The sequence below is a fragment of the Aneurinibacillus aneurinilyticus ATCC 12856 genome (assembly GCF_000466385.1).
In the GTDB taxonomy this organism is placed as follows: Bacteria; Bacillota; Bacilli; order Aneurinibacillales; family Aneurinibacillaceae; genus Aneurinibacillus; species Aneurinibacillus aneurinilyticus.
Genome location: NZ_KE952835.1, coordinates 1 through 11,766, shown reverse-complemented (window position 1 = coordinate 11,766; position 11,766 = coordinate 1). Strand labels below are relative to the sequence as shown.

Annotated in this window: 13 protein-coding genes; 3 read left to right on the top strand and 10 right to left on the bottom strand. The window is 41.0% G+C overall.

Translation table 11 applies throughout. The features are described from left to right. Positions 1–133 precede the first annotated feature (133 nt). Positions 134–433: an EthD family reductase gene (locus HMPREF0083_RS16770; RefSeq protein ID WP_021622794.1), complete on the bottom strand. Its 300-nt coding sequence runs from the start codon at positions 431–433 to the stop codon at positions 134–136. A 223-nt stretch (positions 434–656) separates the two neighbouring features. Further along, a complete protein-coding gene (locus HMPREF0083_RS16765; RefSeq protein WP_021622793.1) occupies positions 657–1,607 on the bottom strand; it encodes a nucleotidyltransferase domain-containing protein in 951 nt (316 codons plus the stop codon). A gap of 247 nt (positions 1,608–1,854) precedes the next feature. On the opposite strand from HMPREF0083_RS16765, the gene HMPREF0083_RS16760 reads away from it, so the two are divergent. Together HMPREF0083_RS16760 and HMPREF0083_RS16755 are read left to right on the top strand one after the other, a co-directional pair. Beyond that, positions 1,855–2,154 (top strand): hypothetical protein, encoded by a 300-nt coding sequence (locus HMPREF0083_RS16760; protein WP_021622792.1) that lies wholly within the window; start codon positions 1,855–1,857, stop codon positions 2,152–2,154. A gap of 42 nt (positions 2,155–2,196) precedes the next feature. Beyond that, positions 2,197–2,646 carry a hypothetical protein gene (locus HMPREF0083_RS16755; protein ID WP_021622791.1) on the top strand — a complete coding sequence of 150 codons (450 nt, stop codon included), beginning with the start codon at positions 2,197–2,199 and terminating at the stop codon, positions 2,644–2,646. 80 nt (positions 2,647–2,726) lie between these two features. Here the strand turns inward: HMPREF0083_RS16755 and HMPREF0083_RS16750 are convergent, their stop codons facing one another. The 4 genes from HMPREF0083_RS16750 to HMPREF0083_RS16735 all read right to left on the bottom strand — a co-directional run bounded on the left by HMPREF0083_RS16750 (position 2,727) and on the right by HMPREF0083_RS16735 (position 6,183). Next, positions 2,727–3,542, bottom strand: coding sequence for a hypothetical protein (locus tag HMPREF0083_RS16750; protein WP_040303281.1), 816 nt, complete (start codon positions 3,540–3,542; stop codon positions 2,727–2,729). Positions 3,543–3,564: 22 nt separating this feature from the next. Further along, entirely contained in the window at positions 3,565–4,575 is a 1,011-nt protein-coding gene (locus HMPREF0083_RS16745; RefSeq protein WP_040303278.1) for a hypothetical protein, read from the bottom strand. Between the two features lie 4 nt (positions 4,576–4,579). After that, on the bottom strand, positions 4,580–4,852 hold the full coding sequence (locus HMPREF0083_RS16740) for a hypothetical protein (protein ID WP_021622788.1): 273 nt from the start codon (positions 4,850–4,852) through the stop codon (positions 4,580–4,582). A gap of 392 nt (positions 4,853–5,244) precedes the next feature. Beyond that, positions 5,245–6,183 carry a C39 family peptidase gene (locus HMPREF0083_RS16735; RefSeq protein ID WP_051354693.1) on the bottom strand — a complete coding sequence of 313 codons (939 nt, stop codon included), beginning with the start codon at positions 6,181–6,183 and terminating at the stop codon, positions 5,245–5,247. A 237-nt stretch (positions 6,184–6,420) separates the two neighbouring features. On the opposite strand from HMPREF0083_RS16735, the gene HMPREF0083_RS16730 reads away from it, so the two are divergent. Continuing rightward, complete coding sequence (locus HMPREF0083_RS16730; RefSeq protein ID WP_021622786.1) at positions 6,421–7,005, top strand: LOG family protein; 585 nt, start codon at positions 6,421–6,423, stop codon at positions 7,003–7,005. Positions 7,006–7,085: 80 nt separating this feature from the next. Here the strand turns inward: HMPREF0083_RS16730 and HMPREF0083_RS16725 are convergent, their stop codons facing one another. The 4 genes from HMPREF0083_RS16725 to HMPREF0083_RS16710 form a co-directional block, all read right to left on the bottom strand. Beyond that, the gene (locus HMPREF0083_RS16725; RefSeq protein WP_040303275.1) at positions 7,086–7,616 is read right to left on the bottom strand and encodes a GNAT family N-acetyltransferase; all 531 of its coding nucleotides are present in this window, start codon (positions 7,614–7,616) and stop codon (positions 7,086–7,088) included. Between the two features lie 141 nt (positions 7,617–7,757). After that, entirely contained in the window at positions 7,758–9,125 is a 1,368-nt protein-coding gene (locus tag HMPREF0083_RS16720) for an aspartate aminotransferase family protein (RefSeq protein WP_021622784.1), read from the bottom strand. A gap of 341 nt (positions 9,126–9,466) precedes the next feature. Next, complete coding sequence (locus HMPREF0083_RS16715) at positions 9,467–10,336, bottom strand: MurR/RpiR family transcriptional regulator (protein WP_021622782.1); 870 nt, start codon at positions 10,334–10,336, stop codon at positions 9,467–9,469. A 320-nt stretch (positions 10,337–10,656) separates the two neighbouring features. Then, on the bottom strand, positions 10,657–11,244 hold the full coding sequence (locus HMPREF0083_RS16710) for a DUF1641 domain-containing protein (protein WP_021622781.1): 588 nt from the start codon (positions 11,242–11,244) through the stop codon (positions 10,657–10,659). Positions 11,245–11,766 lie beyond the last annotated feature (522 nt).

Sequence of the window (11,766 nt, the reverse complement as noted above, 5' to 3'; positions counted from 1 at the left end):
TTATCATGTCAAACTATCAAGTGTAACTTATATATATCTGACTTGACGTTATTTATTATAGAAAGGAGCCTCCTGAACAATCCGGGCAGCCCCTCTCTCTGATAATAATAGGTTTACTGGCGTTAGTTCCCTTCTATAGAACCTCGGCAAAATGCATGGATACGATTTTCCCGGCAAAGCCCATCAAGTCTTTCGCGGCAGCTTTTCCCTCCGGTGATGTCATTGCTGCATTGAGAGCTTCCTTGTTATCGAAATACATCTCGGCCAGCAAATGAAGATTGCTTTCACCCATCGGTGATCCATATACTTTATTTACCTCCAGTTTTTTAAGACCCGGCATCTTCTCGACAAGGGGGGCATGAACATTAAAGTAATGTTCATCGAATGTTTCGATATTTTCCGGTTTACGGTAGATTGCAACTAGTTTGACCATGTTATGACCTCCTAAATAATTTTATATAACGTTTTCAACATATAACGTTATAATAACGTATCAATTGTTTTAAGTATAATAATACCACTCCTACGTCGTCAAGGAATTTTTATTATTTTTAAAACATTAAACATATATTGAAACATCTTAATTTTTCTCTACAAAAAAATCCTCACAAAGCAATACAGTAAAAAGTTTTTACTGTTTGCTCAGGAGGATCCCCTTATATTGATGCAAGCATGATTTCCTTATATAATTCATTAATTTTTTCATGGTCGACTGTTTTAGGAAGACGGGTTGTGGCATATGCCTTTTGCAAATCCCTCTCTAATTGTTTTATCATGCTGAATATCTCGTCCCACTCATACTTACCGTTTCTTATGGCAAGCAGAAAATCCCTGTCGTTCTCTCTTTTAACCTGGATGGTGCCGGATTCTAAAGCCTCTATGCCTGTCTTGAATAGCCTAACAAGATGCATCGCATGTTTCCCTAGTTTTTCTTCCGTTTTCTTATTCCTGTTAGTCAGCTTCGTATATCCTTTATACGCATTCTGTATCTCGGAAACCATGCCTGATAATTGTGTTATAGGTACACAGCCAAAGTCAATAGCAATGTATAGTTGCTGTTTTTTGTCATGGTCATACTGCACGTCTACGATTCTTATGTTGTCATCATCGAAGGCGCTGTATCTTTCGCCGAAGCCTCTAATAATGTTCTGAACCGTATATTGTAAATGATCATTATGATCCTCTGGCGTCGCTTTTTCCAACCCATTTTTCAGTTTCATTAACTGTTGCCGTGCATAGCCTCCATACGTATAAAAACAATTCCGGGATAAAAAAAGATGCCGATGTTTCCTTAGCTGTTCTGCCGCAGGAGTTGATTTTACAACAAATGCCTGATCCGTATATAACATCTCAAGTACGGTCGGATTTTGCGTGCTGGCTAATCTCATAAATTTCTTTAGTGAATGGTATTCAATATCCGGTGAATGAAAGGAGGTCGTCTCCCATTCATCAGCCAGCGTAAACTGGACTTCCTTCGGTAAAATCACGATTCCCTTTATATCCGTATCGGAGCTTTCTATCTGCAAACCGTAAGAATGAGAGCCTGTTATCGTCTCGTATATTGCATATTTCTTTAACGTATCATAATCAAATTGCTGTTTAGGCAAGCCACTCTTCCCCTTTATACATCGCAGGTAGTAAATGGAATGTACTGCTTATATTGTTTATGTGTCTTGATAGCATTGAAAATACGACTTATTTCCTGATTTATATATTCAGGAGGGGATTTCATCGTTGTCCCCCCTCTTCTTGTAATGCTGTTTACCTCTAATTCTCCGACCTGCGACAGATTCACGTCCCCACTGGATAATGGTAAGATGGAGGGAATAAATCCAATTCTTAGGTGACATTCTTATGGTTATTATCAATCTTATATTCGTAGTTGCTATGCTCGCTCTTTTGTTCAATATTATGTACGGGGTACTACTTATCTTTTCATTTAAAGGTATCCGTAAAATCTATGAATGGTTTCGTGATGATTCCTTTTTGATGATGGATACGCTGGGGATGGTTGCACTTGGTCCTTCCTACCATATCGCGAAGAAGCTGTATTCTTCTTCTCCTATTGTAGCACGTATCGTTATGCTGCTATACGTTATCATACTATCTTACCTTTTCAATTGGTTTATTCAAATGTTTAACAGCCTTACATAATTATCATAATGCCCTCATTACTTTTTAGGGAGGAGGCATTTAGTGAAAGAATTACGTATCAATCATAAACAATATTTCTTTAACTTAGCTAAAATCGGTATTCTGATGATGTCAGCCATTTTGGTGATGATATATTTGCCGAACAGCGACGCTTATTTTGACCCGATTGAATGGATGGGAAAATATATCGGCATTCCTGTCGGTATCGCCCTTCTCGTCTGGTTCATGGCCATCTATCTGAAAGCAAGAAAAGAATATATTGCCTTACATGAAAGTGCGCTAACCCTCAACGGAAATACGATTCCTTTACACGATGTTAAAAGAGTGTACCAAAGCATTACATATATTGGTCCTATTAAGGCTCATTGCCCGGCCATTATCATTGAAACGCATCACGGGAAGAAGTGGGAATATGTGAGCTATTTCGCTGTAAATCAGAAGGATTTTGATGCTTTCGTTACCACACTAAAAAAATCGGTTTCTTCGAAGTGAGAAACAACCGCAAGGGATAGCAGATATCTACTATCCCTTTTCCCTATTTCTATATACATCTATAAAAAGCAAATCTCACTTTAAGCGACAGGCATCGGCATCCCGATTCTGCGCTCGACTTCCTCCGTCCAAGCCTGATAGGAACAGCTTGTTAAATAAATAGGGCGTCCCTGCTCTTCATCATGCTGGGAAATCACCCATAGTCGCTCCTTATGCGAAAGAATGAACATCACATCCATAATGGTCGGATATTCCGTTGGGCTTGGAAGGTATGTAACCGATACATTATCGATGGAAGAAGGATGCTCCTTTAAATCCTGTAAAAAGGCTGAAAATAGCTTCTGATTCCGGGTGTCCACCAGGGATGTTAGTTGTTCTACAGAGGATTGCTGAAGATTTTCCTGGGATAAGATAACCATCACTTCCTCCGGCACGATGATACTGAGATTATCCTGCAACGCATTCGATTCCACATCGTAAAACTCATCGATCAGTCCCTGAAGCTGTGAGGTTTTAACGAGTGAGAAATCATGACATACCGTTTCCCATACATAATGATAAATCCATTCATCCTCCTCCAGAGAATGGAACATTAAGTACTGTTCTATTCCATCCTTTTCCTTTGTAAAGCGAAGCATCTTCGATGATTCAATATAAGATGAGATAAAAGCGACGATCTCTGCTTTCAGCGGAATTTGCTCCTGCTTTTGCCGCTCTATATCCCATATGCCTTTGGCAAGCAAACTATGGGAAGCCGTCTCGAATATTGCCTCCCACTCCAGATCCGTTTTCTCACCAAGCGTCGGCTTAACCAATCCTGCTGCAGCTTCCTCATATCCGCACAGCATCAAACATAATCCTAGCTCTTCAAGCGTTAATGTCATTCTTTGTAGCATATACAATGTCTCTCCCATCTTCTTATTTAAACCAACCGGTTACCCACTTCTTTCCTTTGTTGAAAATTTCTTTTCCTTTTTCACCTATGTCATGTATGATTTTTGCACCTTCTTCTTTCACTTTGTCAAAATTCCGGACCACGTTCTCAACCTGCTTCGCAACGAAGTCCCCTACCTTGCCTCCAACATAACCGCCTACCATTCCACCAACGATAATCCCCGGTGGTCCCAGGAATGAGAGGGTCGTTGCTCCAACAGCCGCACCAGCGTATGTAGCACCTGATTTAATGGCAATGTTCGTTCCCGTTGTAACATAGTCGGCTGTTGTTGCTTCTCCTTTGTTCACCTTCTTAAGCAATCCATAGCCCTCTCCGATACTTGTTGATAACACATTGATTGCACCGAACCGCTTCGATACCGAGCTTGCAATCTTTTTTACGCCAGCAAAGTTGGAGTTTTTAGGTAAGCCCAGAAGGTGACCTTTTACATAATTAGCTGGGTTCGTAAATCCTTTATTGAGACCTAATTTTGAATGAAAATACTTCGTTACGAAATTCCTAGGCTCTACCCTTAAAAACTTATCAATAGAACGGGCAATCACGTTTGGATAACGACCGTTTACTTTGTGCAACCAGGACTTGCTTCTATACGAATATACCTTGCTTCGCGGAAATGCAGCCACCCGACTAAAACTAACCGTTCCGGACATAAGCACAGCAATCCCAGCAAATTGTGTACCAATAGAAAGGAATTTTTCAAAATCCTTCTTGTACTTCCGTAGCTTTTCTGCCAAGGTAATCAACACTTCCCTGTTATCCGCGTCCAGAAACTTCTTCACATCTACTTCAATCACCTGAATCATCCGTTCCATTTCACCAATGACAGTACGCAGGACAGGCGCAGCCCCTGCATCCGGCAACATGCTGACCAAAGATTGAATTCGCTGCTCAATTCCAGCCACCTCTTGACGTATACCACTTAAACGAAACTTCTCTGTATTTACATATGTAGGCACAAGTTTGTAGGATGCCATCTTATCACCCCTTCTTCCCTGCTGCATTCTCTGCATCAATCTGATCAGCTTTTCGTAGCAATTCACTCGCATATTGCTTCAGTTCATGGTGTTTCATCGTAATGTCAGAATGCAATTGCACCTTCTGATCACGAAATTTTTTACTTCTTCCTGTATCCCATTGACCGTGATCTTCTCCAATGCTTTTCACACTAAATAAAAGTTCCTGTAAGGTATCTGCTTCCTGCGAGATTTTTTTTGCAACCTCCCGATAGATAGAGGAATCCTTCAATGCCATATGTCCCACCTTATTCTATTGATTTGAGGTGAATTCAGCCCACCGTTTCATAGCGCTTGCCGAATTCAAAAAATTCTTCGCTACACTTTATATACCCGCTTCTTTCCATATAGCACCTGCTCAAAGTAAAACAATGGATTCAAGACATAAAGGGCAGGCAAAGACTTTTCATCATCTATTTTCATACCACTAAATTCATATAATTACATTTAATTCTATCACAATTTAAAAATGGCGAAAAAATCATAATTATCTACGCGCATTTTACTAGAAACATGCAATGATCACATACCCTTTTTCCTAAAAACCCATAAAAAGGATCAATCCATTCATTCTATATGACTAGAAAAAAAGGACATCCACCGATAACGGTACATGCCCTTTTTTATTTATTAGCTTTTCTGTTTTTCAGCAAGAGTGATCGCCTGTTTCCCCATTTGTTCCCAGGCTTCCTGAAACGAATGGATTGGCATCTTTCTGTTTTTCTTATTTGCAAGCGGATCGTTGAAATACACATACTTCTCGTCATATCCCGTAAGCAGCACCGAATGCTCTTTATACGTAATGGTTACTGGACCAGTAGGTGTTTGCCATGTTTCGAATAAAGAATCCGGCAGACGGGAAAAACGGCTCGTCGAAATAACCCAAACAGGTGTGCCACGGCTCAGCGAATGAAGCACGTCCTGAAAATCGCTACCTGTCATGTCAATGACTTGATCAGGTAAATATCTCTTCGCCAGATCTTTAATCGGTCCATGGTACACGCCTAGCCCCGGGTTTGTGAACGTATACATGTCTCCGACAAATCCATCATACGGATTTCCGAAGTAGATTACACCATCTTTTTCATAGTAGGAAGTGGAATCCTTTTTCACTTCATCGGCCAATTCCATCTTCCCGACATCTATATTGGCGAATTGCAGCAGCATTGCCAGACTCGTCACTTCACATCCCCTTGGAAGCTCCGGCAATTGAGAAATCAAAGGCGCATCAATAAGGTCCGCCTCTGCAGGTAACACTTTATTTTCCCATATCGGTACCCCGGTCGGCCCAAATTGAATGTATGATTCCTTATATTTTTTCGCATACGAAGCCGCTTCAGCGAACGTATCAAAGTCAGATAACAACGTTCCTTTCTGATAAACAACAAAGTCCGCAAGGTGCTTTTCGAAAGAATGGGCACTACTACTTTGGGAGGCGGTTTTTTCTTGCTTGTTCGCGGAAGCTGGCATTGATAACATGCTTTTACCCGTTAATATTTTTGTTCCTGCAATAAAAACGAGAATCATTACGCATATGCTCAATAAAGAAAATACGATTTTTCTTCGCATATATCTCCCCTTCTTCCTTTGCACTTCTTTTCTTTGGCAGTCCTCTGTCTCTATTGTCTCAGAAATAAAATCGATTCTCCTTAGTAATTTAAGTAAAAATATGATGGAAGCGTATATTACACCGAAAACCTGTAAAAAAATATAGGTTATAATCCTTCTCTTTCTAGTTTTTTTGGTGAACATACTATAGACTAAATGAGGACTTTGTTTATGACATAACAAATGAGGAGGAGACATATGAAACGTATTTGTGTGTTTGCCGGCTCTAATACCGGAGTACAGGCAGAATACGAACTGATGGCGGAAGCGCTCGGAAATGAACTGGCACAACGAGGGCTTGAACTGGTATATGGCGGTTCAAAAATCGGTTTGATGGGACGTATTGCAAATACCGTACTTGCCCTTGATGGAACAGCAATTGGTGTTATGCCCACAGGGCTTTTCCGCGGTGAAATGGTGCATACGGAATTGACTGAACTGCATGAGGTAAAAGATATGCATGAACGGAAAGCGTTGATGGGTGAATTATCAGATGCATTTATCGCACTTCCTGGTGGATACGGTACATTGGAAGAAGTTTTCGAAGTGGTAAGCTGGGGGCAGCTTGGCATTCATAGCAAGCCGATCGGCCTTCTTAATGTTAACGGCTATTATGAACCGTTAGTACAGATGATCAAGAATGGTGTCGAAGCCGGTTTTATTCCAGCTACACACGAAGGACTACTCATCTGCGAAGAAGATCCCATTGTACTCTTGAATCGTCTTCAGGAATATAAGCCACCGGCTCAGACCAATAAATGGAGCGAGCTGTCGGAAGCATAAGTGATTATAGCCGATTATTTTTCAGCAGGCTTTATTAAAAAAACAATAAAGAGGGTGCAGGCTACACCCTCTTTGTTGCATCAGAAATTTCTTTTGCTGTACTTTTGTTTCCATTCGGATGCCAATATCCCCATAAAGTATGTATCACAATAATTTCCATCAATATAAGCGTGTTTCCTTAGCTGTCCTTCTACGATAAATCCAATTTTTGTATATAGTGTAATGGCGTGCTCGTTAATTCCCCTTGTTGTTAAGTAAATTTTATTTAAGCGAAGTTGATTGAATCCAATATTGATCATTCGCTCCATCGCATGTTTTCCATACCCCTGACCCCGAGCTTCGGGAGCAAGCAAAATACCAATACTCGCTCTGCCATGTTCATGTTCTATATTTTGAAGAAAGACCCATCCAATTAGTTTGCTTTCCTCATTTTCAACGGCTAACAGAAGATCACCATTTTGTCTTTTTTTCTCAACCTGTTTTGCCACCTGTTCGTATGTTAACGGTGCTCTACCAACCATTAACATGGAAACGGGATCATTTGACCAGCGATGAAGCTCCTTAATATCTTCTGTTTCAAATGAGCGAAGCGTTACTTGTTTATCAGACATTGCAACCTCCAACCCTTTCGTTTTGACACATTTATATTTTGTCATACCTGCTGATTCATGGGAAGAGGGCTTCCCGGAAAAATGATAAAAACAAAGCCAAAGGGTATAAAATCCTTTGGCCTTCCTGTCAAGGTTTATTTGTCATACACATTTCAACGCACTTTCATGAGCAGCCACAGTACGGGCAATATCTTCCTCGCTATGGACTACAGACATGGAATAGCGATTAAGCGGTTTTATATACACTCCAAGCCTCAGCAATTCATAATCGATTTCCTTACGCAGCTGCATATTCGCCTTGCCCATATCCCGGTAATTTTTAATCGGTGCATCTGTTAGAACAATATTGAAAATACTCCCCTTGCCCACAGTCTGCATTGCCACGCCATAGTTACGATACAGTGCCTCCAGCTCGCTTCTCAGCAGCTGTGTACGATCGAATAAAGCGTCCATAACATTAGCTTCTTCTAAGGTTCCGATTGTTGCAAGTCCTGCGGCCAATACGGTGGGGTGGCCATTATATGTTCCACTATGAAACAACACCTCTCGTTCATCCCGGCTCACCGCCCCGGCAGTTAAAATATCCCTGCCTCCATCGGGAGCGCTAATCATCATCATTTCGCGTCTTCCTCCAATGGCACCTACCGGAAATCCACCTCCGAGCACTTTACCTAATGCCGTTATATCAGGCGTGACTCCATACATTTTCTGTGCACCGCCCAAAGACAGCCTAAAGCCTGTTTTTACCTCATCAAAAATAAGAATAATCCCCAATTCTTTTGTAATTCTCCGCAGTCCTTTCATAAACTCAGGCTCTGCTGGAATAAAGCCGCCTTGAATCGGTTCAAGAATAACCGCCGCCAGTTCATCCTTATGAGTGCGAAGAATTTGCTCAGTAGCTTCCAAATCATTAAAGGGAAGGACAATTGTGTTTTCAACATAATAATCAGGCACACCTTTTGATTCGGGCACCGCATAAGGATTGTGTGCTTCTCCCGCCTGATTTATATCTGGATTTACACTAATTAATACTTGATCATAGCCACCATGATAATGACCTTCGAACTTCGCCAGTTTTGGTTTTCCTGTATAAGCCATCGCTGTACGGATGGCTAAAAGCGTTGCTTCTAGCCCTGAATTCGTATAGCGCACCATTTCAATTCCCGGATACAGTTCAATAAGTTTCTCAGCCATCACTGTTTCTAATTGGTGCGGTGTTCCAAAAATGGTCGTTCCTGCTTCTTTCATTTGTTTGGAAATCGCTTCAAAAACAGCTGTATGCCCATGTCCGAGAATAAGCGCTCCATAACAAAGCAAGTAGTCGATATATTCATTACCATCTACATCGTACAATTTACTGCCAGATCCTCTTTCCATAATAATGGGGTGAGGGGCAATGTATTTAATGTTCGCTGTTACACCACCCGGAATAACTTCACAAGCCTTGTAGTACTGTTCCGCAGATTTTTTCATTTGAGGAGACAAAAGCGATGCATTTTCTATCGTCATGAGATATCCTCCATTTTTAAAATTATAATTTCTTTTAATAACATATTATGAAATTTTTATTTCATAATCAAGAAAAAAATTTCTCCAAGGGTGTTGATTATCCAGTATAATCCAAAGTAGTCGCCACCACACCGTGCCCAAACGGGCGTCGGTTTGTCTCCCGCATCGAGAGGCCCAGATGTTTTGCCGGTCCGGCCCTGGCGCCACAAAGCGGCCGTGTCTCTTCCTCGTGAGAAAGACGAGGGAACACGCCGACGCGTGCACCTTCTTTCTTCCACCTTATGGATAATCAACAGGCGTGAATTTCTGCATGTCATATGCGTAAAAATAAAAAAACCGGGTTATTCCTTCCCCGGTCTCTCTTTCATATGGAAAATATCGAAATGTTCCCAGATTTCTTCCAGCTTCTCTAACCTATCCTGAAAATCTTCCGCCTTTTCTTTTCCTACAGAAGTGATTAGAGCGTTAAGCAAGCTAAGGGGAGCCGCAAAAGAATCAATAAATGTCGGCATTTGACTCGATGCGGTTAAGGCAATTCGGGCATGCGGAATCAACGGCGACAAAAAATTATCTGTAATAGCAATTGTTGTGGCTCCTTTATCTTTGGCATAGGACAAAATTTGAATGGTGCTCTTCGTATACCGGGCAAAGCTAATTCCGATGACTACATCATCTTCGTCCAAATCATGCAGCCGCTCCGCTATTGTTTCCACTGATTGCAGCAATACAGTATTACCTAGTATGATATGAAGGTAATACTGCAAAAACACACCGAGTGACATAGCACTTCGGTTGGCGGCGATGTATACTTTTTTCGCCTGTAACAACGCATCCACTGCCTGGCGAAACGCTTGCACATCCAGCTTCTCCATCGTTGATTTGATATTGGCCATATCATCCTGGAAAATTTCATATATGCCTTGTTCTTCTTCCTCATAGACACGTTGCGACATCTGCAATCGTTCAGCTGTGGTCAATTGTTGCTGAACGGAATTTTGCATATACTGTTGCAGCTCGGGATAGCCCGAATAGCCAAGAGAAGTGGCAAACCGAACGACCGTCGCCTCGCTGACCCCTGCCATTTTTGCTAGCTTACCTACAGTAAAAAATGGTACTGCATTGGGGTTTTCTAAAATGTACTTAGCTATTTTTATCTGGGATTTGCTCATCTCAGCCATTTTTCCTGCTATATACTGATAGACATTTGACATTCCGAAACCATGGACCTCCTCAGCAGCGCTCTATGAATCATACCCTTCCCCTTATAGCTGACAGACAAATGGATATCCATGTATTTTCGACATTAAAATTAGGATTTCCTTTTTGTCCATCTATTTACCTTGTTCTTTATTTTGCCTCATCTTAATATATACATCCGATTTGATAAATGGACACGCTTTAACTTACGGCCATTCAAAAACAAAAGGAGTAAAATGCATCTTCCCCACAAAAATAAAGAGCATCAGCTGCTTCTTACAAGCTGATGCTCCTCCGCATTGTCGACAACCGCCAGACAACGAGTTCTATCCATTTATTTAACGATTTTCTTCTCTGACAAAATTTCCAGTAAGGACTGGGTAAATTTCAAGCCATTTTGCACTGCAGGATCTTTGAGCAATTTTAACAAGCCGAATATAGAAATGGTTTCTGTTTTACGTGCCGCTCTTTCTTTCGCTTCCTTCACAATGGATACGCCTTCTCCTACACGATCTGTTACCGGTGTAGTGATGACTTTTGCTGTATCAACAAGGTAAGCCAACGAATCCTTGTCTGAAATAAGCGGTTCAACAGTTGAGTAAACGCGATCAAGCACCGACACTAATTTAGCCAGCCTTGGAAGACTTTCTATAAGTACAGCTAATGCTTCCATATTTTCCTTGTTAAATGCTAATTGCGAGAATCGCTCCACACGCTCAGACAAATAATTCAATGAATCCGTATCACTGGCAAAAGCGGAAACTGCTGCAATGCCTTGTTCTGCTTTGTTAATCGCCTCTTTAATTTCAGGCAGCTTTTGAATCAGCGTTGTCAGGGCGTCCTGTACCTCCGGCTTGGCTAATTCTTCTACCCACTGATCTGTAGTTTGTGTAGGGGCTTGCTGTTTAATTTCTGAGTCCATTTACCTTTCTTCCTTTCGTCAAAAACATTTTGCATGAACTTTTTCAACATTCAATTCCAATACGTAAGAGGGACATTATCTCTTAGGGTTCCGCAAACTTCACTTTTCATTTCCAAATCAAATGCATAGGATACAAAAACGAATGCACAAACTACATGAGGAGCCTGCCATCCAATAGTGATAAGTTTCACAACCCTGTGAACGGAAAGTGTCTATTCGTCCATATCAAAGCTTTCTCTTGCGCACGATTGAATAGAAAAAATCCATGTGCGAGCTAAGTATAAAAAATTCCAAGTAACACACAGTTTATTATACCCTATAACAAGCTTTCAGGGAGTATAATTATCATCGAAGTCTATCGTTACATACAAAAGGAATGTGCCCGAGTAAGCAATGCCTTTTCTTATCTGGGAGTTTATACTATAACCCTCTATTTAATATATTAGAATAATGCCTACATTGCAAACGATGTGAAGTAAAATTATAAATTCAAGGGTGTTGATTATCCAGTATGATCCAGAG